The organism is Pseudomonas sp. 9_2_1, assembly GCF_059295275.1.
This window is the reverse complement of record NZ_CM181239.1, coordinates 4177426-4204066: the sequence shown is the minus strand read 5'-3', so window position 1 is coordinate 4204066 and position 26641 is coordinate 4177426. Positions and strand designations below refer to the sequence as shown.

The 26641-nt window shown below is 62.6% G+C and carries 21 protein-coding genes; 13 read left to right on the top strand and 8 right to left on the bottom strand.

Annotated elements, in window-relative coordinates; all coding sequences use genetic code 11:
- Positions 1-18 precede the first annotated feature (18 nt).
- The 12 genes from AC5O5I_RS18990 (at position 19) to AC5O5I_RS18935 (ending at position 18202) form a co-directional block, all read left to right on the top strand.
- On the top strand, positions 19-1041 hold the full coding sequence (locus AC5O5I_RS18990) for an AraC family transcriptional regulator (protein ID WP_172286363.1): 1023 nt from the start codon (positions 19-21) through the stop codon (positions 1039-1041).
- A gap of 77 nt (positions 1042-1118) precedes the next feature.
- Entirely contained in the window at positions 1119-5606 is a 4488-nt protein-coding gene (locus AC5O5I_RS18985; RefSeq protein ID WP_494511324.1) for an NEL-type E3 ubiquitin ligase domain-containing protein, read from the top strand.
- 121 nt (positions 5607-5727) lie between these two features.
- A complete protein-coding gene (locus AC5O5I_RS18980) occupies positions 5728-10155 on the top strand; it encodes a dermonecrotic toxin domain-containing protein (RefSeq protein WP_494511323.1) in 4428 nt (1475 codons plus the stop codon).
- 115 nt (positions 10156-10270) lie between these two features.
- A complete protein-coding gene (locus AC5O5I_RS18975) occupies positions 10271-11917 on the top strand; it encodes an acyl-CoA synthetase (RefSeq protein ID WP_494511322.1) in 1647 nt (548 codons plus the stop codon).
- Positions 11918-11930: 13 nt separating this feature from the next.
- On the top strand, positions 11931-12698 hold the full coding sequence (locus tag AC5O5I_RS18970) for a 3-hydroxyacyl-CoA dehydrogenase (protein ID WP_172229047.1): 768 nt from the start codon (positions 11931-11933) through the stop codon (positions 12696-12698).
- A gap of 11 nt (positions 12699-12709) precedes the next feature.
- The gene (locus AC5O5I_RS18965) at positions 12710-13903 is read left to right on the top strand and encodes an acetyl-CoA C-acyltransferase (protein WP_172286983.1); all 1194 of its coding nucleotides are present in this window, start codon (positions 12710-12712) and stop codon (positions 13901-13903) included.
- An 8-nt stretch (positions 13904-13911) separates the two neighbouring features.
- On the top strand, positions 13912-15039 hold the full coding sequence (locus tag AC5O5I_RS18960; protein ID WP_172229043.1) for an acyl-CoA dehydrogenase: 1128 nt from the start codon (positions 13912-13914) through the stop codon (positions 15037-15039).
- Between the two features lie 13 nt (positions 15040-15052).
- Positions 15053-15826, top strand: a complete 774-nt coding sequence (locus AC5O5I_RS18955; protein ID WP_172229041.1) for an enoyl-CoA hydratase — start codon at positions 15053-15055, stop codon at positions 15824-15826.
- Between the two features lie 513 nt (positions 15827-16339).
- Entirely contained in the window at positions 16340-16744 is a 405-nt protein-coding gene (locus tag AC5O5I_RS18950; RefSeq protein WP_172229039.1) for a TraR/DksA family transcriptional regulator, read from the top strand.
- A gap of 178 nt (positions 16745-16922) precedes the next feature.
- Positions 16923-17117 carry a hypothetical protein gene (locus AC5O5I_RS18945; protein WP_172229037.1) on the top strand — a complete coding sequence of 65 codons (195 nt, stop codon included), beginning with the start codon at positions 16923-16925 and terminating at the stop codon, positions 17115-17117.
- Positions 17118-17525: 408 nt separating this feature from the next.
- Positions 17526-17996, top strand: coding sequence for a hypothetical protein (locus tag AC5O5I_RS18940; RefSeq protein WP_172229035.1), 471 nt, complete (start codon positions 17526-17528; stop codon positions 17994-17996).
- Complete coding sequence (locus AC5O5I_RS18935; protein WP_172229033.1) at positions 17993-18202, top strand: hypothetical protein; 210 nt, start codon at positions 17993-17995, stop codon at positions 18200-18202. The genes AC5O5I_RS18940 and AC5O5I_RS18935 overlap by 4 nt, the downstream gene beginning before the upstream one ends.
- A 12-nt stretch (positions 18203-18214) precedes the next feature.
- On the opposite strand, the gene AC5O5I_RS18930 is transcribed toward AC5O5I_RS18935, so the two are convergent.
- The 7 genes from AC5O5I_RS18930 to AC5O5I_RS18900 all read right to left on the bottom strand — a co-directional run bounded on the left by AC5O5I_RS18930 (position 18215) and on the right by AC5O5I_RS18900 (position 25372).
- Complete coding sequence (locus AC5O5I_RS18930) at positions 18215-18580, bottom strand: Na+/H+ antiporter subunit G (protein ID WP_172233724.1); 366 nt, start codon at positions 18578-18580, stop codon at positions 18215-18217.
- Positions 18577-18855, bottom strand: coding sequence for a K+/H+ antiporter subunit F (locus tag AC5O5I_RS18925; RefSeq protein ID WP_003250109.1), 279 nt, complete (start codon positions 18853-18855; stop codon positions 18577-18579). The genes AC5O5I_RS18930 and AC5O5I_RS18925 overlap by 4 nt, the downstream gene beginning before the upstream one ends.
- The gene (locus tag AC5O5I_RS18920) at positions 18852-19340 is read right to left on the bottom strand and encodes a Na+/H+ antiporter subunit E (RefSeq protein ID WP_172286981.1); all 489 of its coding nucleotides are present in this window, start codon (positions 19338-19340) and stop codon (positions 18852-18854) included. Before AC5O5I_RS18920 ends, AC5O5I_RS18925 begins: the two co-directional genes overlap by 4 nt.
- Positions 19337-21016, bottom strand: coding sequence for a monovalent cation/H+ antiporter subunit D (locus AC5O5I_RS18915; protein ID WP_494511321.1), 1680 nt, complete (start codon positions 21014-21016; stop codon positions 19337-19339). The genes AC5O5I_RS18920 and AC5O5I_RS18915 overlap by 4 nt, the downstream gene beginning before the upstream one ends.
- A complete protein-coding gene (locus AC5O5I_RS18910; RefSeq protein ID WP_494511320.1) occupies positions 21013-21357 on the bottom strand; it encodes a Na+/H+ antiporter subunit C in 345 nt (114 codons plus the stop codon). The genes AC5O5I_RS18915 and AC5O5I_RS18910 overlap by 4 nt, the downstream gene beginning before the upstream one ends.
- Positions 21357-24272: a monovalent cation/H+ antiporter subunit A gene (locus AC5O5I_RS18905; RefSeq protein ID WP_172287075.1), complete on the bottom strand. Its 2916-nt coding sequence runs from the start codon at positions 24270-24272 to the stop codon at positions 21357-21359. The genes AC5O5I_RS18910 and AC5O5I_RS18905 overlap by 1 nt, the downstream gene beginning before the upstream one ends.
- 149 nt (positions 24273-24421) lie before the next feature.
- Entirely contained in the window at positions 24422-25372 is a 951-nt protein-coding gene (locus AC5O5I_RS18900; protein WP_172287074.1) for a DMT family transporter, read from the bottom strand.
- 83 nt (positions 25373-25455) lie between these two features.
- On the opposite strand from AC5O5I_RS18900, the gene AC5O5I_RS18895 reads away from it, so the two are divergent.
- Positions 25456-26019 (top strand): helix-turn-helix domain-containing protein, encoded by a 564-nt coding sequence (locus AC5O5I_RS18895; RefSeq protein WP_494511319.1) that lies wholly within the window; start codon positions 25456-25458, stop codon positions 26017-26019.
- Positions 26020-26049: 30 nt separating this feature from the next.
- On the opposite strand, the gene AC5O5I_RS18890 is transcribed toward AC5O5I_RS18895, so the two are convergent.
- Positions 26050-26598: a cysteine hydrolase family protein gene (locus AC5O5I_RS18890; protein WP_494511318.1), complete on the bottom strand. Its 549-nt coding sequence runs from the start codon at positions 26596-26598 to the stop codon at positions 26050-26052.
- Positions 26599-26641: the final 43 nt, after the last annotated feature.

Here is a 26641-nt window from a genome sequence, read left to right as displayed (position 1 = left end):
GAGCAGGCTGGGTGGCCAATGAGCGAGAAAGACACCATCTCCATGCAACTGGTGCGCGAGGCCCTGTTGCAGACTTGCCCGGCCGGGCAGCCCGACCATGCCCTGCTGGTGCGTGCCGGCATCGACAGTGCCCAACTCGACCTGCCCGAGGCGCGGGTCAGCGCCGAGGCTTATGCCCGCCTGTGGCGCCTGCTGGCGCGCCGCTGCAACGACGAGTTCTTCGCCATGGACCCACGCGGCCTGCGCAGTGGCAGCCTGGCGTTCATGTGCCGGGCGAGCATGACGCAGCCGACGCTGGGGGATGGCCTGGACACCGCACTGGCATTTCTGTCGCTGATGCTGGAAGACCTGCAACCGGGCCTGGTGCGCCAGCAGGGGCTGGCCGAAATTGTCATCAACGAGCCACGTGACGCGCCGCGTCGGGCGTTCACCTATTTCACCTTCTGGATGATCGTGCACGGCGTGGCCTGTTGGCTGGCCGGCCGCCGTATCCCGATTCTGGCTATCGACCTGCGCTGCGCCGAGCCGCCGTTCTGTGACGACTACCGGGTGATGTTTTCGGAAAACCTGCAGTTCCAGCGACCGCGTACGCGCATGATCATCAGTGCCGACTGCCTCGACCTGCCGCTCAAGCGCACGCAGGCCGAGCTGCAGCGTTTTCTGGCTGAAGCACCGGGCAATATCCTGGTGAAATACCGTGATCCTGCCAGCCTGGGGCGGCGGATCCGTACCGACTTGCTGCACCTGTCACCTGGCCACTGGCCGGACGGTGACACGCTTGCACGGCAGTTGAACCTGTCGCCTTCCACCTTTCGCCGCCGCCTGGCGGAGGAAGGGCAGACTTATCAGGGCCTCAAGGACAGCGTTCGCCGTGAGCTGGCCATCGCCTGGCTGAGCCAGCCCGAGCCTGCCCTGGACGATATTGCAGTGGGCCTGGGGTTTGCTGACAGCAGCTCGTTCTACAAAGCGTTCCGCAAATGGTTTGCCTGTAATCCGGGCCACTACCGTGCCCTGATTCACAAGCGTGGTAGTGGTGGCTAGCCTGCGACACCTTCCCGCTGCCCTGATCCGTGAACAGCGCTCATGTTGACAAGCCGGTCACTAACCAGGATGTCGCCATGTCTCCAGCTGCCTCCCCCAGCAAGCTGCTTCACCCCGCTGAAGATTTTATCGCCCGGCAGTTGCCGGGTTGGCTGAAAGCCGCCACCCCTCAGCAACTTGCCAGGTTGCAGAGCTGCCTCAAGGCTCACCTGGCCAGCCAGAAGCAAATGGCAAGCGTTGCCAGTCGCCTGCTGCCGCTGGATGGTTTTGCCAGGCAACGGTTGGAAAGCGCGCTCAGCCAGGACAGCCAACTGCACCTGAAGGTCGATCTGGACAAGCTGGAGTGGCGCGAGGAGCGTGCGCGGCTGGAGGTCAGCCTGGGTGTGTTGCCCGATTACCAGTCGTACTTCGTACGAGTGCCAGCACTGCAGAAGCTCCTGCAGAATTTCAAGGCGGGTGAGTCCTTTTTCCAGGGGACCGCGCTGACTTGCCCGAAAGGCGAGCAGCCTGAGCAAGTGGTGAGCGGTGATGTGGACCGGCTTGTCAGCCTGTGCCGGCAGGTGGACGTGGGTGCAGCCTATCAACGACACCTGGGAGAGGTGATGAGTACCGGTTTCAGCCAGGCGCTGGCCAAGGACAAGCGCCTGGCGCTTGCAGTAGCGCTGGAAGTGGCCGCAATCAAAAAGCAACTCATGGCCAACGATGTGCACATGCTGCGCCAGCTCTGCAGGGGCCAGCAGCCCACGTTCGGGCACCCTCTGCAGCTGCGCGGTGGTGCGCTGCAAGTGCTGGGTTGCCAGGTTGACGGTGCATTGGCTTTTGAGCTGATCGTGCCGGCACGCAGTCAGTCGACCTTCCCCTTTGGTGACCCTGAACGGTTGAAGCAAGTAGTGCTGTATCTGCCAGATGACCATGCGCAACCCCTGCGCGTATTTGCCAACTGGAACGAGGCGAACCGTGTACTCGCCACTGGGTTGGCTGACAAGGCATACAGGGCAGCGTTCGCGCGCCGTATAGCCCTGAACGACCGAGCGCAATATGAACGTGGCCTGGCTAACCGTTTGCAGGATAAGCAGCCTGATCTGGAACCCCGCAGGGTGCGCGCCACCGGCGATGTCTTTGCGTTGTCGGCAGCGTGGCACATACAGCGCGTCAAGGCCGATGCAGGCTTTCTCGCGGTTCCTACCTCGCAGGCTGATGGCAAGGCCTCGGCGCAGCGCTTACGCGATCTGGAAAGCACCGGGTTGGTGTTGCTCAACCTTGCAGGTCTGTTTGTGCCGGCCATTGGTGCACTGCTGTTGGCGGACCTTGGCAGGCACCTGCTCAGCGATGTCTTCGAAGGTGTACGTGATTGGCAGTCAGGTCATCAGCACGAAGCACTGCAGCATATGCTTCAGGTGGCAGTCAGCCTGGCCACCACCGGAGCGATTGTCATGGGCACGCATTTGGCCCGTAGCGCCTTTGTCGAGGCACTGGAGCCTGTGACTACCGAAGATGGCCGGGCACGGCTGTGGCGCAACGACCTGCAACCCTATCAAGCTGACCCGTTACCCGCTGAGGTAGCTGAAACTGACAATGGCTTGCTTACGGATGGCAAGCGCCATTGGCTGCGGCTTGAACAGGCACTGTACGGGGTGCGGCAGGATGCCAGGGGAGGATGGCGCTTGCGCCATGCCAGTGACCACGAGGCATACGGGCCGGTCGTGCGAAGCAACGCAGAGCGTGCCTGGTTGCTCGGTGGTGAGCGGCCACTGGAATGGCAGGGCGCGGCACTGTTGCTGGGGCGCCTATGGCCGTCGGCGCGCACAGTGAGTGCTGGGCGTGTGGCCCAGATGCTGAGTGTGGCGGATGTCGACGAGGAGTACCTGCGTGGTCTGCTGGTAGAGAGGCGGCGCCTGCCCGTGCAGCTGCGCGATACCTTGGAGCGCTTCGCCGTTGATGCGCGCATGGAAGCGTTTTTCGCCCAGTTGGAGGCAGGCGACGCCGATACCGAATTATGGCAGTGGTGTATCGACCATTTGCAATTGCAGGGGCAGCCGCTTGACGAGCAGGTGATTTCCATACGCCAAGAGGCGGCAAGGGTCCGCGAAGCGATGTTCGAGCATTTTTCAAGCTGCTACCTGGTGAAAGACCCTTTGCAGGCGCTGATACAACGGGACTTCCCAGCGTTGCCAGACGCCTATGCTCTCGATGCTCTTGACCACGCGACCGCAGCTATGCGCTTGCGCATGCAGGCTGAATCACGCATTCCGCTGGCACTCGCTGAACGTCTCCGGGCAACGCTTCAACTGGCACGTCTGACCCGTATGCGTGAGGCCCTGTATCTACCACACAGCTATCGACCCGAGCTGGTTGCCCTGGTGTTTGCCTTGTTGCGTCTGCACGGGCCAGCCGCAGCGGATTTCAACCTGGTGTTACGCCAGGATCGCTATGCCGGGCAAGCGCTGGCGCAGCTGTTCCCGGAGCGGGGAATGAAACAGGAACTGGTGCTGGTCCGGCGAAGCGGCGGTTTCCAGCTTTACGCCGGAAGCCTGGCGTATGAGCGTGAAATTGCCGAACCTCAAGGGCTCTTCGAAGTGCTGGCGGCCTGCTTGCCTGATACTTACCGGTCGCATCCGGGGTGGGCTGGCGCCGATGCGCCGGCAGCTATCCGCAGGCAGATGCAGGCATGGCTCCCCGACGAGCGTGGGCCGTTGCTGCGTTTGCTTGGATGGCGTGAGGCCAGGCCCCAGGCATCGACCATGCAACGCATGGAGGATGGGCGAGCAGGCTATTTGCTGGGTGGCTGTCAGTCGTGCATCAGTAGCCCGGATCGCGTGCTACGACAGCGGGTTCGGGCGTTGTACCCCGGTATCGGCGATGAAGGCACCGAGCACTACATCCAGGCTCTGCTGCTTCAGCCAGGGACTGTGTACGACAATCTGCTGCGCGCAGAACAGGAGTACCGACAGCTCGAGGGCCGCTTGCATGCGTGGGCCCGTGAGACACCCGGCAATCCCCGAGCTCGCCAGCAGGTCGCGGACTCGCTTTGCCGTGCCTGGCAAATGCGCAGCGATCGGTTTTCCCGGAGCATTGATCATCACGCAATGCTCAGCGTAAGCATCGTCGCCGCGCCTGTGGGAAGTCTTCCTGCCCTGCCAGCCGGGACGGATTTTTCCCATGTATCAGAGCTCACCCTCGCGGGGCTTGAGCTTAGCGACGTCCCACGGGGATTTCTCGCCTGCTTCCCGCGCTTACGAAGACTGGAGTTGAGCAATAATGCTTTGACCGAGCTGCCACCCGGGCTTGAGCGGTTGACCGAATTGCGGCAGTTGTTGATGCCGCGCAACCGCATCCGAATCCCTGCTGACCAGGTCAGCGTGCTGGCTCACCTGTCGAACTTGCGTTCGCTGGACCTGAGCAGCAACTTCTTGGGTGGTATCAACCTGCAGTTCAACCAGCTTTCCGGTTTACGGTTTCTGCGGCTGAACAATGCCCGGTTGTTGGCGTTGCCGCCAGGCCTGCAATGGTGCGGACTGCTGGTATTCGCTGACCTGCGCAACAACCAGATCGCCAATCTGCCTGATGCATTGTTCCAGGCCCCTTTGCAACTGCGCCGGGCGTTGCAGCTGGATGGCAACGTACTGCCAGCCGGCACGCTCGAGCGCTTGTATACAGTGGAGCGCCTGTTGGTGACGCCGCGCCTGGAACGTCGCGATCCGGTGAGGGATTTGTGGCTTGGGACCTTGGGGCCTCTGAAGCAGCAGGCTCATGCAACCGTGTGGGATGCGCTGGTTGCCGAACCCGACAGTCATGAACTGTTTGGCCTGCTTGCCAATCTTACGGGAACTGCCGAATTCAGGAAAACGCCAACTGAAATCGGGCGCAGGGTCTGGACCGTGCTACAGGCCTGCCACGACAATACTGCGACACGTATGGCGCTGTTCCACCTGGCTGCGGAACCCACTACCTGCGTTGACAGCGTCGCTACCACGTTCAGCCGTGTCGAAGTACGTATGCATGTTGAACAAGCCATACATGGCGGCGGCCCACTGGTAACGCGCGTTGCCCGCTTGCAATTGGCCAAGCGGCTGTTTCGCGTACACCTGGTTGAAAAAATTGCCCGACGCGATATGGAGGCCCGGTACAACGACGGGCGCTGGGCAAGAGGGGAGCGAGACGAGGAAGAAGTCGAGGTCAATCTTGCCTATCTGAGCCGACTGGCCCAACGCCTGGACCTTTTGGGGCAACCCCGGTACATGCAGTTTGAAAACTTTGCCCAGGTTTCGGCGAGCCAGATCGACGACGCTTACACCGAGGTGCTGCAAACCGAAATGACCGCACAACGTACCATTTTCATCAGTCAGCTAGATTTCTGGGTGGACGTGTTGCGCGCCGAACAGCCTGACGACTTCGATGAGGCTGAGGATCACTACAGCACCCTGATGGCAGCGCTGGAGGAGCATAAGAATGTGCTCTCCAGCGAGCAGTACATGCGTCAAGCCAATAGCCTGCGCGACGAACGTGACCGTGCCTTGGGCAACCTTGCGCGACGGCTGACCGTAGCGGCCATGCAAACCCCCTGAGTGCCTCGGACCGAGGTGGCACGCACTGTGCCACCCCGTTCAACCGCAGGCTTTCCCTCTGCTCGCGTTGCACGGGTGAGCAGACCATGAGCAGCTCCCGACCGCCTTTTCAGGAATTGCCATGACGTACGATCGTCGCCCTTCACGGTCTGTAAATGTTCCCCTTGACGGCCTGCACGATGAATTCATCGGCAGCAGGCTGCCGACCTGGCTCAAGCAAGCCACCCAAAGCCAGATACGCGTACTCCGCGATAGCCTCAACGCGCATCATGCAAGCCAGGCGCGGTTACGCGGTATCACCTTGAAGCTGCAGTCGCCCATGCAGTATGCCGAGCAGCAGTTTGCCAGTTTGTTGAGTGAAACGTTGCCCGAAGGCACGTCGCTCTCGCACCTGGAGTGGCTGCAGGTCTATCCTCGTTTCCCCGCCTCCCCGGGGGGCGTGCTGCCGCTCCCAAGGTATGGACAGAAACGCGAGAACGGGGTGTTGCGCCTGATGCGCAACTTTGCTGAGGGTTCGCGTTTCTATCTGGGAACGGGGTTGGTTGCACCTGGGCAGGAACAGGTCCTTTCGGGGGCGAGCGAAAAACTGGTCGTGGCATGCCGTACGCTGGATGCGGGGCAACGCTATCAGGATGAACTGGCAACGCTGTTCGATACAAAGGCTCAGCGCCTGCTGCGTGATGACAAACGTACCGGCCTGCGATTGGCTGCAGACGTTGCAGTGCTCAAAGGCGAAATCACCGAGCCGGTCAAGGATGCCCTGCATGCCCTGATAGACAAACCTTCAGAACCACAAACCGCGCAGTTGGCAGCTTACCCCGGGCTGTTCGAAGCGCTGGGTTGCGAGGTTGCCGATGGCATATGGGTACAACTGCGTGACGACAAGGGCACTGCCAAAGGGGGGATACTTTACCTTCCCAGTGACCCCGTACAAGTCTTGCGCTACTTCGATTCCCATACCGCCATCAACCACACCCTGGCAACCCAATTGAGTCATGCGTCATACCGCCAGGCATTTGCCCAACTGATTGGCCTGGAGCAGCGAGCGGCGTTCATGGGTACGTTGAAGGCGCGCCTCGCGGATGAGCAAACCGACCTGGCCCTGGAAGGCAGGGTGCAGCACGATGATGTGTTCGAGGCGCTGGCCGTGCAGCAGATAGAACGCCTGAAGGAGAACGGCAAGCTGCTGCTGGTCACTACTGCCGATGCAGACAGCGCCGCAGTGCGTGAGCGACATGAAGCCTGGCAGCGTGCAGGGCTCGAGGTACTCAACTTTGCGGGTTTGTTCATTCCGCTGGTCGGGGGGCTGCTGCTCGGGCAACTGGTGGCCCAGACCCTGGGCGAGGTTTTCGAGGGCGCGGTGGACTGGTCCAGAGGGCATCAACATGAGGCGCTGGAGCACATGCTTGGGGTGGCCGAGACCCTCGCGAGCACTGCTTTGACAGTGGCTGGCGTCGCCTTGGCACGCAGCGCATTCGTCACTGCGCTGGAGCCGGTGCGGCTCGCCAATGGCGCCGGGCGTCTGTGGTCAAGCGACCTGGAGCCCTATATCTGTACGCCTGACAAGATGGCTTTGCGCGAGGATGGCACCTACGGGGATGGCGAGCACCGCTGGATCAAGGCGGGTGGGTGCTTCTACGAAGTTCATCGTCCCGACCCTGAAGGCCCTTGGCGCCTTCTTCACCCAGGAAGGGCGGACGCCTATGGGCCGATTGTGCTGCACAATGGCGAACGCTGCTGGCGCTTGATGCTCGAAGCACCACAACAGTGGGACGACAGCGCGAAGATGCTCGAGACCCTATGGCCACACAACCCGCCTGTCGATAACGCAGACGCGCAGCGGATCATGCGCATGGCGGGCATCGATCAGGACGAACTGCGCGGCCTGCTTATGGAAAACAGGCGGGCGCCGACCAGTTTGCGCGAAGCCCTGAAGGCCTTTGATGCCAATGCACGGGTTGACAGTTTCTTCAGTCGCCTGGCGCTGGACATTGCCTCGGACGAGGATCTGGAGCTGTTTCAATGGTGTGAAAACCAGCCAGGGGTGGGACACGGGCGCACCAACGTGCTTGCCAGCAGGCGGCAACTGAGTGACTCCATGTTCAGCCATCTGACTCGCCAGCCTGTTTCCACGCAACCGTTGCTAAAACCGCTGATGGCGCTGGGGCTTCCTGAACCCTATGCCTGTGATCTGGCCGAGGTCGCCAGCAACCAGGCACGCCAGCAGTTCCTGGACAGCGGCCAGCTGCCGCTGGCCTTGGCGGAAAAAGCCAGGTCTCTGCGGGCGCTAGCCAAGGTGAGCAAGGCGCTGACCGGTATTTATGTGCCCAGTGCGTATTGCGACGAAACGGGAATGCTGGTTCTAGCCCTGCTCGATGGCGAAAGTACCGATTCGTTTAGCTTGTCGCTGAAGAAAAGTGTGGCGGACGCTGCAACGTTGAAATCCATCGGGGCTGCCGGGCAAGTTGCCGACCTTCGAGTGCTGGTGCGACAGCGAGGGGTCTTCAACCTGTATGACGGGCAAGGCAGGGCACTTGCAACCAACCCTCCGGCTTCGCCGGATATTTTTGACGCAGTGCTGGCGGCACTCGATTCGCGCGACATGCTGCACGAAGTGGGCTTGACCACTGGCGCCACGGCGCAGCAGCTGCGCGAGAAGCTTGTGGCCCGCCTGGGCACCCACGAAGAAATCGCGCGGCTGCTGGGCTGGGCAGCACAAGAGCGCTGGTTCAACCCAGGGCAACGGCTACCGGATGGCCGAGTCGGTTATCCGCTCAGCGACCGCCCTGCGCTACCCGTGACACCCAGGGAGCAGCTGCGAGCCGGCTTGATCAGGTTTTTCCCTGGCCTTGCCGGGTCGATAGAACAGCAGGTGGACCGATGGCTGTTGCAACAGATTCCGGTTGCCGAGGTACTCATGGCACTGGAAGACGACCTGACGCAGTTGACCCGGTCAATAGACCGCTGGGTGTCGGCAGACCTGAGCGACCAGTCGCGCAGGCGCCGCTTGATCGGGGAAAGGTTGCTGCGTGCCTGGCAAGGCTCGGGTGATCAGCTCTCGGTCGGTTCCAGCGGCCAACACCCGGGGCTGCGGTTGCATTTGAGTGACCTGTCAGCCGGCACGCTCCCCGAGCTACCTGGGCACATCGAGTTCTACCATGTAACCGCGCTGGTGTTGAAAGGCGCCACGTTGCGTGAAATTGCAAACGGCTTCTTGCAGTCTTTCACCTATCTTCAGGAGTTGGACCTGAGCGACAACCAGTTGCTGCGTTGCCCTCGTGAACTGAGTTACCTGACCAATCTGCGCCGGCTGCGTCTGGGGCATAACCAGATTCGACTGGACGCCCAAAGCCTGGACGCCTTGAACGGGCTGCCCCGGCTCAGCCATCTGGACCTGAGCCACAACAGCCCACTCGGCGCGTATGGGATGCGCTTCCATCTGCTGCCCCAACTGGTGGAGCTGAACCTGCGCCGCTGCGGCCTCAGCGAGTGGCCCAAAGGTCTGGAACTGTGCGGTTTTCTGGAAAAGGCAGACCTGCGGGACAATTTTCTGCAAGGTGTCCCCACAAACATACTTGCGATGCCAGTGGAGTTCCGCAAGAACCTCCTGGTCAGTGGCAATCGCCTGACAATGACAGACTTCGGCAAGCTCAATGCACTGGACACGTTACTGGAGGAACCTCACGCCGAGGTTGGCCGAGGCTGGTGGGTAGACAGCGACTCCGCGAGCCCTGAGCGTGGGAGGCTGTGGGATCGCTTGAACGCTGATACAGAAAATGCTCGGTTTTTCGATATGCTGGATCTCTTGCAGGAGCTGTCCGATTTCAGTTGGCCGAAATCCCAGTTGGTCTCCATGACCTGGAAGTTCATGGCAACCATGGACAGCGACCCGGAGTTTGCCGCAAAGGTACAAAGAGCTGCCGAATCTGCGGGCCTGGATAAGCCCGGCGTGCTGGACATGTACAGCAACACGCTGCAGCTTCAAGCGCAACACGATGCGGTGGCCGATTTACGGCTACACAAAGGCCCAGGGCTACTGGCGTTGGGCCGCGCCCTGCAACGCCTCGATAGTCTGAGTACATACGTGAGCGAGGAGCGGCTAAGGCTTGCTGAAACGGTCGAGCCTCAGGTATTGGCGTCACTTGGCTTGCGTTACAGGACGCGCTTGCGAGCCAGGCTCAAGTTGCCTTTCCAGCCCGCCCGGCTGCCGCCCGATCCCAACGTGATACCGCTGACGGGACTACGGCTGCAGTTGGCTGAGGACTTTGTGCGCCAGGCTGAACAGCTTGACCCGCTGACAGCAAGCCTGTGCAGGCGCGCATTCTGGCAGCGCTTTCTTGAACATAATTTTGCCCAACCCTTCAACAATCTGGATCAGCTCGCAGCCGAGCAGCGTTCGGTGCTGTCAGGCCGGCGAGCTGAACTGAGCGAAGCGCAATACCTGGACGAGGTACGTGTACTGGATGTGCAATTGCAGGTTGACCGGGTAGCCTTGCAACGTCAATTGACCCGAAATTACCTGATAAGCATGGACCGTGCCCTGGGCTGAGGAGGGCAGCGGCCAAACCAGTCATCCAGTTTGACAATTTTGGCCATTGCCGCAATGCCCGTGCGGCGCGAACATCGTCGGACCACTCCAAAAACAAGAAACCAGGAGTCCGACGATGCGCGATTACGCCGAGGCCGCTCGAGCGTTCGATCATGCCCAGGCCGCCAATGCGGCGCTGCATGATCACCTAGATGCCCTCAATGCCTGTGTCGAATGCTGTGACCGCCATGCCGGTGGGGGCAAGCCGGCGCTGGTATATGAAGACCGGGACGGCAACAGTGCCTGTTACAGCTTCGATCAACTCAAGGTCGAAGCGGCCCGCTTTGCCAATGTGCTCAAGGCGCAGGGCGTGGGCCCCGGCGAGCGTGTCGCCGGGTTGATGCCGCGTACGCCCGAGCTGCTTGTCACCATCCTCGCCACATGGCGCCTCGGGGCGGTGTACCAGCCCCTGTTCACGGCGTTCGGGCCCAAGGCCATCGAACACCGACTGGAGCAGTCGCACGCCCGGGTGGTCGTCACCGACAGCAATAACCGCAGCAAACTGGACGACGTGCATGCCTGCCCGACTGTTATCACGGTCAAGGCGCGCAGCGGCGAGCTGGATTTCGAGCAGTGCCTGCGCAGCGCCTCGGACGAATGCGAGCCTGTCATGCGTTCGGGCAACGACCCGTTCCTGCTGATGTTCACTTCCGGCACCACCGGCCCGGCCAAGCCGCTTGAAGTACCGTTGCGCGCTATTGTCGCCTTCCAGGGCTACATGCGTGACGCCATCGATCTGCGGCCTGAAGACAACTACTGGAACCTGGCCGACCCGGGTTGGGCCTATGGCCTTTACTATGCCGTTACCGGCCCGCTGTCGCTGGGCCACGCCACCACCTTCTACGATGGCCCGTTCAGCGTCGAAAGCTGCGCCCGGGTAATCGACAAGCTTGGCATCACCAACCTGGCCGGCTCGCCCACCGCGTATCGCCTGCTGATCGCGGCCGGCAAAGACTTTGCCGCGCCGGTCAAGGGCCGCCTGCGGGTGGTCAGCAGTGCGGGCGAGCCGCTCAACCCGGAAGTGATCCGCTGGTTCGCCGATGAGCTGGGTGTAACCATTCATGATCACTATGGCCAGACCGAACTGGGTATGGTGCTGTGCAACCACCATGGTTTGCAGCACCCGGTGCATCTGGGCTCTGCCGGCTTTGCCATTCCCGGCCACCGCATCGTCGTGCTGGACGAGCAGGGCAGAGAACTGCCTGCCGGCCAGCCGGGCATTCTCGCCGTTGATCGCGAGCAGTCGCCGTTGTGCTGGTTCGGCGGCTACCACGGTTTGCCGACCAAGGCCTTCGTCGGCAAGTACTACCTCAGCGGTGACACCGTCGAGCTTAACCACGACGGCAGCATCAGCTTCGTCGGGCGCAGCGACGATGTGATCACCACCTCGGGCTACCGGGTTGGCCCGTTCGATGTGGAGAGCGCGCTGATCGAGCACCCGGCGGTAGTCGAAGCAGCGGTGATCGGCAAGCCAGACCCGGACCGCACCGAGCTGATCAAGGCCTTCGTGGTGCTGGCCAGCGGGTTTGCAGGCAGCGCCGAGCTGGAAGAAACCCTGCGTCAGCACGTGCGCCAGCGTTTGTACGCCCACGCCTACCCCAGAGAAATCGAATTCGTCAGCGAGCTGCCCAAGACCCCGAGCGGCAAGCTGCAACGCTTCATCCTGCGCAATCAGGAAGTCGCCAAACAACAAGCGCAGCAGGCCACCCCTGCCAGCGCCTGAAAGGAAACCGATCATGCAAATAGCTAACAAGCATTTCATCGTCAGCGGCGCTGCATCCGGGCTGGGTGCTGCCACCGCGCAGATGCTGGTCGAAGCTGGCGCCAAGGTCATGCTGGTCGACCTCAATGCCCAGGCCGTCGAGGCCAAGGCTCGCGAGCTGGGTGACAACGCCCGCTTCGCGGTGGCCGACATCAGTGACGAGCAGGCTGCCCAGGCGGCGGTGGATGCGACCGTGAACGCCTTTGGCAGCATTCACGGGCTGGTCAACTGCGCCGGCATCGTCGGTGCCGAGAAGGTGTTGGGCAAGCAAGGGCCGCATGGCCTGGCCAGCTTTTCCAAGGTCATCAACGTCAACCTGATCGGCAGCTTCAACCTGCTGCGCCTGGCCGCTTCGGCCATGGCCGAAGGGCAGCCCGAGGAGGGCGGGGAACGTGGCGTGATCATCAACACCGCGTCCATCGCCGCCTATGATGGCCAGATCGGCCAGGCCGCCTACGCAGCCTCCAAGGGCGCCATCGCCAGCCTGACCTTGCCGGCCGCGCGTGAGCTGGCGCGTTTTGGCATCCGTGTGATGACTATCGCCCCGGGCATCTTCGAAACCCCGATGATGGCCGGCATGAGCGATGAAGTGCGCGCTTCGCTGGCCGCCGGGGTGCCGTTCCCGCCGCGCCTGGGTCGCCCGCAGGAATACGCCGCACTCGCCCGTCATATCATCGAGAACAGCATGCTCAACGGTGAGGTGATCCGCCTCGACGGTGCGCTGCGCATGGCTGCCAAGTAAGGAGAACCCTCATGACCCTCGCCAACGACCCGGTCGTCATCGTCAGCGCCGTGCGCACGCCCATGGGCGGCCTGCAGGGCGACCTCAAGAGCCTGACTGCACCACAGCTGGGCAGCGCGGCCATTCGTGGCGCCGTGGAACGCGCCGGCATCGATGCCGCCAGCGTCGAACAGGTGCTGTTCGGCTGCGTACTCCCTGCCGGCCAGGGCCAGGCCCCGGCGCGCCAGGCCGCGCTGGGCGCCGGGCTGGACAAGCACACCACCTGCACCACCCTGAACAAGATGTGTGGCTCGGGCATGCAGGCCGCGATCATGGCCCATGACCTGCTGCTGGCCGGCACGGCCGACGTGGTGGTGGCTGGCGGTATGGAGAGCATGACCAACGCCCCCTACCTGCTGGACAAGGCCCGTGGCGGCTACCGCATGGGCCACGGCAAAATCATCGACCACATGTTCATGGACGGCCTGGAAGACGCCTATGACAAAGGCCGCCTGATGGGCACTTTTGCCGAGGACTGCGCACAGGCCGACGCCTTCAGCCGCGAAGCCCAGGACCAGTTCGCGATTACCTCGCTGACCCGCGCCCAGCAGGCCATCAGCAGCGGCCGTTTTGCCGCCGAGATCGTGCCGGTTGAGGTTACTGAAGGCAAAGAGAAACGCACCATCAAGGATGACGAGCAACCGCCAAAGGCGCGCCTGGACAAAATCCCGCAGCTTAAACCGGCCTTCCGTGAAGGCGGCACTGTGACGGCCGCCAACTCCAGCTCGATTTCCGACGGTGCCGCGGCGCTGGTGCTGATGCGCCGCTCTGAAGCCGACAAGCGCGGCCTCAAGCCGCTGGCGGTGATCCACGGCCACGCGGCCTTCGCCGACACCCCGGCGCTGTTCCCGACCGCACCGATCGGTGCCATCGACAAGCTGTTGAAACGCACCGGCTGGAACCTCGCCGAGGTCGACCTGTTCGAGATCAACGAGGCCTTCGCCGTTGTCACCCTGGCGGCCATGAAGCACCTCGACCTGCCGCACGACAAGGTCAATATCCATGGCGGTGCCTGTGCGCTGGGCCACCCGATCGGTGCCTCGGGCGCGCGCATCCTGGTGACCCTGCTCTCGGCCCTGCGCCAGAACAACCTGCGCCGTGGCGTGGCGGCCATCTGCATCGGCGGTGGCGAGGCCACGGCCATGGCTGTCGAATGCCTGTACTGAGGTGAACCATGCTGGTAACTGACGAGCAACAACAGATCGCCGATGCGGTACGCGGCTTTGCCCAGGAGCGTCTCAAACCCTTTGCCGAACAGTGGGACAAGGAGCACCGCTTCCCCAAGGAGGCCATCGCCGAGATGGCCGAGTTGGGGCTGTTCGGCATGCTGGTGCCGGAGCAGTGGGGCGGTAGCGACACCGGGTATGTGGCCTACGCCATGGCCCTGGAAGAAATCGCCGCCGGTGACGGCGCCTGCTCGACCATCATGAGCGTGCACAACTCGGTGGGCTGCGTGCCCATCCTGCGGTTCGGCACCGAGCAGCAGAAAGAGCGGTTTCTCACGCCGCTGGCCAGCGGCGCCATGCTCGGCGCCTTCGCCCTGACCGAACCGCAGGCCGGCTCCGATGCCAGCAGCCTGAAGGCCCGCGCGCGCCTGGATGGCGACCACTATGTGCTCAACGGCAGCAAGCAATTCATTACTTCGGGGCAGAACGCCGGGGTGGTGATCGTGTTCGCCGTGACCGACCCCGATGCAGGCAAGCGCGGCATCAGTGCCTTTATCGTGCCGACGGATTCGCCGGGCTATCAAGTGGCACGTGTCGAAGACAAGCTTGGCCAACACGCCTCCGACACCTGCCAGATCGTCTTCGATAACGTGCGCGTCCCGGTCGCCAACCGCCTGGGCGGCGAAGGCGAAGGCTACAAGATCGCCCTGGCCAACCTCGAAGGCGGGCGGATCGGTATCGCTTCGCAGGCGGTGGGCATGGCCCGTGCGGCGTTCGAGGTGGCCCGTGACTATGCCAACGAGCGGCAGAGCTTTGGCAAGACCTTGATCGAGCACCAGGCAGTGGCTTTCCGCCTGGCCGACATGGCGACGAAAATTGCCGTGGCCCGGCAGATGGTGTTGCACGCCGCCGCGCTGCGCGATGCCGGGCGGCCGGCGCTGGTGGAAGCGTCGATGGCCAAGCTGTTTGCCTCGGAAATGGCCGAAAAGGTCTGTTCGGATGCCTTGCAGACCCTCGGCGGTTATGGCTATCTGAGCGACTTCCCGCTGGAGCGGATCTACCGCGACGTCCGGGTTTGCCAAATATACGAAGGCACCAGCGACATTCAGCGCATGGTTATTGCGCGCAATCTTTGAAGGAGCAGACTGCATGGCATTCGAAACCATCCTGTTGGACATTCACGGCAAGGTCGGCCTGATCACCTTGAACCGCCCCCAGGCCCTGAACGCGTTGAACGCGCAGATCGTTGGCGAGATCAACCAGGCCCTGGACCAGCTTGAGCGTGATCCGAACATCGGCTGCGTGGTGCTGACCGGTTCTGCCAAGGCGTTTGCCGCTGGCGCCGATATCAAGGAAATGGCCGACCTGCAGTACCCGCAGATCTACGTCGACGACCTGTTCAGCGACGCCGACCGGGTGGCCAATCGCCGCAAGCCGATCATTGCTGCAGTCGCGGGCTTCGCTTTGGGCGGCGGCTGTGAGCTGGCTATGATGTGTGACTTCATCCTGGCCGGCGACAATGCCAAGTTCGGCCAACCGGAAATCAACCTGGGTGTATTGCCTGGCATGGGCGGCACCCAGCGCCTGACCCGCGCAGTGGGCAAGGCCAAGGCGATGGAACTCTGCCTGACCGGCCGCTTGATGGGTGCCGAGGAAGCCGAGCGTGCTGGCCTGGTGGCGCGCATCGTGCCGCAGGCCGAACTGGTTGAAGAGGCGCTGAAAGTCGCGGCGACCATCGCCAGCAAGTCGATCCCGGTCAGCATGATGGTCAAAGAAAGCGTCAACCGTGCCTTTGAGGTGTCCCTCAGCGAGGGTGTGCGTTTTGAGCGTCGCGTGTTCCATGCAGCGTTTGCCACGCACGATCAGAAGGAGGGCATGGCTGCGTTTGTTGCCAAACGTGAGGCGCAGTTCAAGGACCGCTGAACAGCGAGGGCGCTGCAAAGGCAGCGCCCATTCACCTTGCACGGGCAGTCGGGGCGCGTAGTCAGGCAGTGCGCTCAGGTCTTGTTCCACGCCCTGTGTGTACCGATTGCCGAGTCATCGCCGCCGGATACAGCATCTCGCCCTCTTCGCCTTGAAGTTTATGCTGCTGCCTTCAAGCGTATCGAGCCTTTCAATAGCGGGCAGGTACCTTTCCCCATGCTCGGCGAGGGCCTGCATGAGCGGCATTGCGTCACGTAGCGCCTGGTAAGTGGTAGGTACACCATCAAGTCCGCCTGCGGGGAACCCCGGCATTACTTTGTTACCGCCTTGTCGGAATCCTGGCCGTTTCCGGCAAATTAGCCCGTGATTGCTGTTGCTCATGGCGACGTGGCGCCTTAGACTGCCGCCCCCTGTAAAAGAGTGCCGATTGGCGCTTGAAAAATTCCGCTGCCGATGCTCCGGCCTCGGCGGCACCTGAATCGCCTAAATGCACATTTTTTCATAGAGAAATCGATGACCAAGGAACAGTTGCTGGCCATGTCGGCCGATGACTACATGAACGCTGAACAGCTGGCCTTCTTCACTGGCTTGCTGCAGGCGATGAAAGTCGACACCCATGAACGCATCGAGCTCAGCCGTACCACCATCGAGGGCCTGGACACCCCGTCGGACCCGGCCGACGTGGCTTCGGTCGAGGAAGAGCGGAGCTGGCTGGTAAATGCCATCGACCGCGACCAGCGCCTGCTGCCACAGTTGGAGATGGCCCTGGACCGCATCTCTGACGAGAGCTTTGGCTGGTGCGATGACAGTGGTGAGCCTATCGGCCTGAAGCGCTTGCTGATCAGCCCGACCACCAAGTACTGCATCGAAGCCCAAGAGCGCCACGAGCAGCTCGACCGCCACCAGCGCCAGGTGTAACCCCGCGCGCGGTGCCAAGCCCCTCGGAGCAATCCCTGGGGCTTTTGCTGTTGGTTGCGGGCGGTCGGTTTTGTTGCTGCGGGCGTAATACTGCTGTACCGGGATCTGCTGTTTTCTCTACGCAACCACGCGTATCATGGCGCTATCGTTAGGGTGCTAATTAATTCCGGAGGGAATGATGAATAGCCGAGTCGATGTCGCGGTGATGATTGGTTCGGGTGTGCCGGGCATCCTGCAGGCACTGGGCAAGCGTGTTTGCTGGGTGGTGCTGGTCAATGGCGAGCGCCGTGGTACCGCCTTCGCCACGCGTGCAGAGGCGCTGGAGTGCCAGGCTGCCTGGCAGCAACAGCTGAAGAAGGGCCTGGCCGCCTGACCGTCTCAGGGCTTGCAGGTGATGATGCAGCGTGTTGCAGTGGCCGCTACAGTGTAAGAAATATGCTTTGCCTCTCGACGGATTTCAGTGTTTTCGTGCATATTCTTCTCCCAGTAATGTGTTGATGGATTACAGAGCCCGTTCTCGTGCGAGCTCCGGCATAATCTGCCGCCTTTTTGCTGGCCGGTTTGCTATCAGGCATTACGCTTCCCGCATCGGGAATATGCCGAAAGCCTGTCTTGAGGCCAGATCTGGCAAGCCAGAGTAAAGATTCCTGCGCGCTGCATCGCCAGCGAGCACAGACATTTCGCATATCGCTTTATTACTCTTTTCGCCTATCGACAAGAAATGGCCGTGCCTCACCGAACAGGGTTGAGGGCGGGTTGTAACCGGTTGAGGATTACTTCATTGGCAGTCAGCACTCTTGATACCCATGCGTTGTTCGCCTTGGGCGACTTGCGCGGTAAATTGGCCCAGCTGTTTCAGGGCCGCTTTATCTATGTCACCGAACAAAGCCCCGAAGGCTTGTACATGGCTGAAATCGACACCGAAAGTGCATTGGTGGTCGACGACAAGCAGCGCCTGGAACTGAAGGTCGGCGACCACTTCCGCGCCGCCGTATTGCCCAGCCGCGAAGGCGGCAAGCTGGAAATGCGTTTTCGCGAAATCAAACTGAATGTTTATGGCGTGGGCGATTACGCCTTCGTCTCGGTGCCCGAAGGGGACGGCATCGTGTTCCGTGAAGGCCACGGGGTAATGCTGGTGTTCGCCGCGCAGCAGCAGGTGCAGGAAGGCCTGGGCAAGTTGCTCAAGGCAGTGACCGGCAAGGTTGCGAAATGGCGCAAGGGCGAACTGACCACCTTCAAGGCCAGCGAATGACCCACGCTGACCGGGCGCCATCTCGGGCCGAGTTTCATCAGCAGCACCAGGCTGGTGCAATGGCTGAGGCTGCGCGTTTGCTGGCCAGGCGCGAGCAGTTGCAAGGCGCCTGGTTGAGTTGGGTGGCCGGTGAATTGTACCGGCTCGGCCCGCCAGCTTATGTCGCCATGGTCCGGCGGGAGCTACAGCGCCTCAGCCAGGGGTGAGCCGGCAACGCTTCAGTGGCCGCGGTCGCGGCCGCTGCTGACCTCTTCGGGTACTGGTTCTTTCGACATGCGCTTGCGGAACAGCGCCGCCCGCGCCAGCAAAAGCGTGGTTACCGGCACAGTGATCGACAGCAGGATCGGAATCAGCCATGCGTGCAGCACGGGTGCATCCTTGAGCCACGAAAAATAGATGATCGAGGCCAGTGCCACGCACCAGGCGCCAATGGTCGAAGCCAGTGCCGGTGGGTGCATGCGCTGGAAGTAATCCTTCAGGCGCAGCAGGCCTATCGCACCGATCAGGGCGAACAGGCTGCCGGTCAACAGCAGTGCAGCGGTGATCAGCTCCAGCCAGAACGGCAATACCATGTTTTCAGTCATTCGATCACCTCACCGCGCAGCAGGAACTTGGCCAGGGCAAACGAGCCGACAAAGCCGAACAGGGCAATCAGCAAGGCACCTTCGAAGTAGGTGTCACTGGCATAACGGATGCCCAGTACCAGCATGGTCAGCATGGCCAGGATATACAGGTAGTCCAGCGCCAATACCCGGTCCTGGGCGGACGGGCCACGGAACAGCCGGATCAGCGCAAGGCCCATGGCGAGGGCGAAGATGAACAGGCTGGCAAGAACAGCGTTGGCGAGCAGGCCTGTCATTGGAAAATCTCCATCAGCGGGCGTTCGTAAGTGTCTTTGAAGTGCTTGATGAAAGCGGCTTCGTCATCCAGGTCGAACACGTGCAGCAGCAGTACGCTGCGGTCCAGCGCCAGTTCGGACCAGACCGTGCCAGGCACTACCGTGGTGATCATCGACAGCGCCGCCAGGCCGTGCGCATCGCGCAGGGCCAGCGGGATGTGCACGAATGCCGAGCGTGGCGGCTGCTTGCCGGCACACAGCACACCACGGGCTACCAGCAAGTTGGACCGGATTACATCCAGGCCTACCCGACCGATCAGCCGGGCGATGACCAGTGGTCGCCGCACGTGGGCATGCTGTGGGCGCAGTGGCGCCATCAGCAGCGGCGCCAGCACGCCAAATGCCGCAGCCAGCAGCAGGTTGCCCGGGCTTAGCGACAGGTTCAACAGCAACCACAGGCCAAACAGCGAGACAGATAACAGCGGGGCGGGGAACAGTCGGTTCATGGCTGCACCTGTACGTCGAGCGAGGTGGGGCCAGGAATCGGCCGCGCGGACATCACGGCCTCTATATAGGCGTCGGGGGCCTGCAGGCTGGCGGCGGTGTCCTGGGTGTAGCGCAGCAACGGCTCGGCCTTGAGGCTGAGGATGATGCACAGGCCGAGCAGGATGACGATAGGCAGGCACTCGTAGCGGCGCAGCACCGGTGACTGGCGCTCCTCGGGTTTCCAGAAGCGCAGGATGCCGACGCGGCCAAATGCGATCAGCGAGGCCATGCCGGACAGAATCAGCAACGCCACCAGGCCCCAGCCCGCTGCACTCAGCGGCTGCTCGGGGGGTACCCCAAGCCCTTGCGGGTTGAACAGTGCACTGATCAGGTTGAGCTTGCCGACAAAGCCCGACAGCGGCGGCATGCCGATGATCAGCAGTGCGCAGGCGATGAAGCTGAGGCCAAGGAAGGCCATGGTCCACGGAATGATCTGGCCGATTACGGCTTTTTGTTCATCGTCGAGGTTGATGCCTTTGGGCGGGTGCAGCGATTCCAGCAGCGGCGGCAAGGCGCCTTCCTCGTCCTCCAGCGGCACTTCGTTGGCCGAGCGTGAGCGTTCGACCAGTTCGGCAAGCAGGAACAGCGCGCACAGCGCCAGCGTCGAGTTGACCAGGTAGAACAGCGCGGCACCGGTCAGCGCCGGTTGGGCGAAGCCGACAGCGCCCAGCAGGGTGCCGGCCGAGACCAGGATACTGAGGGCCGCCATGCGCTCCAGGCGTTGCGCGGCCAGGATCGAAACGGCCGCTACCGCCAGGGTGACCAGCCCACCGTACACCAGCCACTCACCGCCAAAGTGGGCCGAGGCCCCGGCCTGTCCGGAAAACAGCAGCGTCCATAGGCGCAGCACGGCATACAGGCCGACCTTGGTCATGATGGCGAACAGGGCGGCCACTGGTGCGCTGGCCGAGGCGTATGCAGGCACCAGCCAGAAGTTCAGCGGCCAGATACCGGCCTTGACCAGAAATGCCATGGCCAGGATCGCCGCACCGGCGTGCAGCAGGCCACGGTCGGCTTCCGGCACCAGCGGAATCTTCAGTGCCAGGTCGGCCATGTTCAGGGTGCCGGTGACGCCATACAGCATCGCCGCGCCTACCAGGAACAGCGAAGAGGCAAACAGGTTGATAGCGATATAATGCAGGCCGGCGCGGACCCGGGCGCGGCCCGAGCCGTGCAGCAGCAGGCCATAGGAGGCCGCCAGCAGCACCTCGAAGAACACGAACAGGTTGAACAGGTCGGCGGTGAGGAAGGCCCCGTACAGGCCCATCAGCTGGATCTGGAACAGCGCATGGAAACTGGCCCCGGCGCCGTCCCAACGGGCGCGGGCAAACAGCAGGGCGCTGAAACCGATGATGCCGGTCAGGGTCAGCAGCAGGGCCGACAGGTGGTCCACTACCAGCACGATACCGAATGGGGCCGGCCAGTTGCCCGGCAGATAGACGCCAATCGACTCTGCCTGGCCCTGGGTGCGTACCCACATCAGCAGGCTGACTGCGATGCCCAGGCCGGCGAAGGTCGACAGCAGGTTCAGTCGGGCCTTGAGCTGCCGATTTTTCTCGCCCAGCAGCAACATGACGGCTGCGGTGACCAGTGGCAGCAGGATAGGCGCGACGATCAGTTGGCTCATGCCGCTCATTCGTCACGCTCCCGACCGTCCACATGGTCGGTGCCGGTCAAGCCGCGCGAGGCCAGCAACACCACCAGGAACAGCGCGGTCATGGCGAAACTGATGACGATGGCAGTGAGCACCAGCCCCTGCGGCAGGGGGTCGGTGTAGTGCAGCAGGTCCTGGGTAACCCCGTCCTTGATGATAGGCTCCTTGCCGATGAACAGGCTGCCCATGCTGAAGATGAACAGGTTGACCCCGTACGACAACAGGCACAGGCCCATGATCACCTGGTAGGTACGCGGGCGCAGGATCAACCACACCCCCGAGGCGGCCAGCACGCCGATGGCGACTGCAATCACTTCTTCCATCAGACGGCTCCTGCTTGGCTGGTTTTCGACGGGGTGCCCGGGCGGTAGGCACGCACCGACTGGTGCGCCAGGGCAGTGAGGATCAGCAGCGTCGAGCCGACCACCACGGTGTACACGCCGACATCGAAGAACAGCGCGCTGGCCACGTGCACGTCGCCGAGCAGCGGCAGGTGCAGGTGGGCGGTGTGCGTGGTGAGGAACGGGTAACCGAGCAGCATGGCGCCAACCCCGGTCAGGGTCGCGCACAGCAGCCCGGTGCCCATCCAGCGCAGCGGCCGCAGGCTCATCTGTGCCTCGACCCACTGGGTGCCGGCCACCATGTACTGCAGGATGAACGCCACCGACATCACCAGGCCGGCGACAAAGCCGCCACCTGGCTGGTTGTGGCCGCGCATGAACAGGTACATCGACACCAGCAGGGCGATCGGCAGCAGCAGGCGCACCAGGACTGCGGGCACCATCATGAAGCCCAGCGCGGTGTCGGTGGCATGCCGCGGGTTGATCAGGTCGGTAACCACGTCCGGTGCCAGCTGGCGTTGCTGTGCCGGCAGTTGCATGCTCTCTTTCGGTGGGCGGAAGCGCCGCAGCAGGGCAAACACCGTCACGGCCACGGCCACCAGCACGGTGATTTCACCAAGGGTGTCGAAGCCACGGAAGTCCACCAGCATCACATTGACCACATTGGTGCCGCCGCCCTGTGGCAGCGCCCGGCTCAGGTAGAACGAGGAAATGTCGTTGGGTGTTGGCCGGGTCAGCATGGCGTAGGACAGCACGGCCATGCCACCACCCACCAACACCGCCAGCAGCAGGTCGCGCAGGCGGCGCATGCGCGCGCGCTCCAGGCTGCCGGGCAGCGGCGACACGCCTTCGATACGTCGCGGCAGCCAGCGCAGGCCTAGCAGGATCAGTACGGTGGTGACCACTTCCACCACCAGTTGGGTCAGCGCCAGATCGGGCGCGGAGAACCAGACAAAGGTGATACAGGTCATAAGGCCGCAAACGCTGACCATGATCAGTGCTGCCAGACGGTGATACTTGGCCTGGTAAGCGGCACCGATAGCGCAAGCAATGGCAATCAGCCACAGCGCGACGAACACCCCCGAACCCGGAATCTTCGGCCGCTCACCCCAGGTCAGGCCGCTGTAGAGCATGGGCGTGAGGCCAGCGAGGAATGCGGCTACCACCAGCATGAACAGCTGCGACTGCAGGCGACGGGTGGTGAGCAGGCGCTCTATGCGCCGTGCCATTACCATCAGCAGGACCTGGCCATGCTCGAACAGGCGCTTGCCGTTGAACCGTCCGATCAGCGGTGGATAGGGGAATCGGCCCAGCTGTAGCTGCTTGCGCAGCAACAGGTACAGGAGGATACCGCCGCTCATGGCTACCAGGCTCATGATCATCGGGGCATTCCAGCCATGCCAGATGGCCAGGCTGTATTCCGGCAAGGTGCCGCCGACTACCGGCATGGCCGCAGCGGCCAGCAAGGGGCCGACGGATTGCGCAGGGAATATCCCTACCACCAGGCAGGTCAGCACCAGCAGCTCGACCGGGGCGCGCATCCAGCGCGGCGGCTCGTGCGGGGTGTGCGGCAAGTCCTGGGCGGGGGGGCCGAAGAATACATCGACGGTAAATCGCAAGGCGTAGGCGACGCTGAAGGTGCCGGCCAGAGTGGCGATCACCGGCAATGTCGCTTCGACCCAGGCGGTGCTGCTGATGAACACGGTCTCGGCGAAGAACATTTCTTTCGACAGAAAGCCGTTCATCAATGGCACGCCGGCCATCGAGGCGCTGGCGACCATGGCCAGGGTGGCGGTGTACGGGACAAGGCGTATCAGGCCACTGAGGCGACGGATGTCACGGGTGCCGCTTTCGTGGTCGATGATGCCGGCGGCCATGAACAGCGAGGCTTTGAAGGTGGCGTGGTTGAGAATGTGGAACACCGCGGCGACGGCAGCCAGAGGGCTGTTCAGGCCAAGCAGCAGGGTAATCAGGCCCAGGTGGCTGATGGTCGAATAGGCCAGCAGGCCCTTGAGGTCGTTCTGGAACATCGCCGCGAATGCGCCGAGCAGCAAGGTAAGGGCGCCGGCGCCGCCGACGATCCAGAACCATTCCTCGCTACCGGAAAGCACCGGCCATAGGCGTGCCAGCAGGAACACCCCGGCCTTGACCATGGTCGCCGAGTGCAGATAGGCCGATACCGGAGTAGGCGCTGCCATTGCATGGGGCAGCCAGAAGTGGAAGGGAAACTGTGCGCTCTTGGTCAGCGCACCGAGCAGGATAAGCGGTAGCAGCACCGGGTACAGCGCGTGCTGGCGGATGGTGTCGCCGGCAGCCAGGACCTTGTCCAGGTCGTAGCTGCCGACCACATGGCCGAGCAGAAGCGCCCCCACCAGGAGGCATAACCCCCCCGCGCCGGTCACCATCAACGCCATGTAGGCGCCGCGGCGGGCGTCGGCGCGGTGGTGCCAGTAGCCGATCAGCAGGAACGAGAACAGGCTGGTGAGCTCCCAGAAGAACACCAGCTGAATCAGGTTGCCAGAGATCACCAGGCCCAGCATGGCGCCCATGAACGCGAGGAAGAAGGCGAAGAAGCGCGGTACCGGGTCTTGCGGCGACATGTAGTAGCGCGCATACAGCGACACCAGCGTACCGATGCCCAGTACCAGCAACGAGAACAGCCAGGCAAAGCCGTCCATGCGCAGCACCAGGTTCAGCCCCAGGCTGGGCAGCCACAGGAATTCTTCGCGAATCACACCGCCATCGGCAACCTGGGGGTACAGCAGTGCTACCTGGACAGTGCCGACCAGGGCCACGAGCCCGGCAAGCACGGACTCGGCGTTACGTGCGTTGTGCGGCAGCACGGCTGCCAGGCAACTGCCCACGAACGGCAGAAGCAATAGCACTATCAATGACATAGCGTTCTATTCTGAGAAGTTTGCCAAGGATCATACGTGCCGAGGGGATGATCACCAACACGCAAGCTGTCGCAGGATCCTACAAAGAGGCTGTGACAAGCTGTTTTTTTATAACATTTCTTTACAAAGCATAGCTGCTGTTTACCGCTTTACAGCCCGGCCTGGCGTTCGCCTTCTGCTTGCACTTCACGCGCGTCGGCAGCTTCGCGTGGGCGGCGTATTCTGAGCTCGCTGACCACTACGGCAATCACGATCAGCAAGCCGCCGAGCAGCGCCACGCCCGGCAGGCGTTCGCCGGCGAGGCGCCCGACGATCCCGGCCCACACCGGTTCTCCGGCATAGATGAGGGTGGCGCGAGTGGGTGAGACCGACTTCTGCGCCCAGTTCATCGCCACCTGTATGACCGCGCTCATGGCGCCCAGGCCCACGGCACTGGCCAGCAGCAGCCAGGAGAAGTCGGGAATGCGCTCCTGGGTCGGTACGATCATCAGGAATGCCAGCAGCGAGGCAGTCGCCAGTTGCACCACGGTCACCCGGCGCACATCGACCTGGCCGGCGTAGCGGCTGATCAGGATGATTTCGGCAGCGATGGCCACCGCGCTGACCAGCGTCACCATCTCTCCCTCGCTGAAGTGCAGGCTGCCGCCTTCCGGGCCGGCCAGCAGCATCAGGCCGACAAAGGCCAGACAGATGCCGATGCTGGGCATCAGGCCAGGGCGCCGGCCCAGGACCAGCCATTGCAGCAGTGGTACGAAGGGGACGTAGAGCGCGGTAATGAATGCAGACTGGCTGCTGCTGATGGTTTGCAGGCCCATGGTCTGCAGGCCATAGCCAAGCATGATGGTTACGCCGATCAGCATGCCGGCCTTCAGTTCGGTGAAGGTCAGCCCGGGTAACGCCCGCGCCGACACCACGCCAACGAACAGCGCGGCCGCAGCAAAACGCAGGCCGACGAAGAACATCGGGCCACTCACGGTCATCACGTTATGCACCAGCAGGAAAGTGCCGCCCCACAACATGGTGATGAACACCAGCACCAGTTCGGCCTTGCTCAGGCGAAAGGTAATGGCGGGGGTCGGCTTGTTGCTGGGCTGGCTCATGCTCTTGCGGACTCGGAGGGGGCGGCGCACAATCGCCGCAAAGTGGGCAGTATACTGCGCAATATCGACCAGTGAGCAATATAGTGCACAAAGATTCTTCGCACCGCGCATCCGTGCTGCAACATGTCAGCCACAACGTCCGCCGCCTGCGTAACGCTTGCGGCCTGAGCCAGACGGCGCTGGCCGAACGCTCCGGGGTCAGCAGGCGCATGCTGGTGGCCATCGAGGCAGGGGAAAAGAATGTCAGCCTGACCACTCTTGACCTGATTGCCGAAGCCTTGGGCGTGGCCTTCAGTACGTTGATTCAGGCACCTGACCAGCGTGATCCGGGGCGTATCTACGAACTGGCCTGGGCCGGCGAGTGTCCGCAGAGCCGGGCAGTGCTGCTCGGCACCAGCCCGGCCCGCCGCGAGGTGGAGCTTTGGGAATGGACGCTGGCGCCGGGCGAGTGCTATTCCAGCGAGGCCGATGCGGAGGGCTGGAGCGAGCAGATCTACGTGGCTGAAGGGCAACTGACGTTAGTCATCGAGGACATCGAGTTTCGCCTGCTTGAGGGGCAGTTTCATGTGTTCCCCAGCAATTGCCGGTATGCCTATCGCAACGATGCGACGGTGGCAGTCCGGTTCGTGCGCAATGTTGTGATCTGATCGAGTCTCATCGGCCACTCGGGACCTGTGTCAGTCCTTCATCAAATCGTCAGTCTTCACCACCTTGGCATAGGCAAACGCCAGCGCCGCCATCGCCGAATCATGTACCTGCGCTGCCGGCACCTGTTTGCCGTTGAACTCCAGCGGCAGCGTCGCACACGCATCGTGCGCCACGGTCACCTCATAGCCCAGGTCGGCCGCGGCCCGGGTGGCGGCGTCGATGCACATGTGGCTCATGCTGCCGGCGATGGTCAGGGCCTCGACGCCGTGCTCGTCCAGTGTCTGCTTGAGGTTGGTGCCAAGGAACGCATTCACCTTGTGCTTGAGCACCACGGGTTCATCCTGCAGTGGCTGGACCTTGGGGTGGATGGCCGCGCCAGGCGACTCAGGCGCGAAGAATGGCGCATCGGCGCTGTCGAACTCGTGGCGCACATGCACCACCAGGTCACCGCGCTGGCGCGCCGCTGCCAGCAGCCTGGCGGCATTGTCGGCTGCCTGGTCGGCACCCTCCAGGGCCCACTTGCCGCCCGGGAAGTAGTCGTTCTGGATGTCGATGATGATCAGCGCTTGCTTGCTCATGCTGCCTCCTGTGGCAGTAGTCGTTGTGTGAGGTTAGTTATAG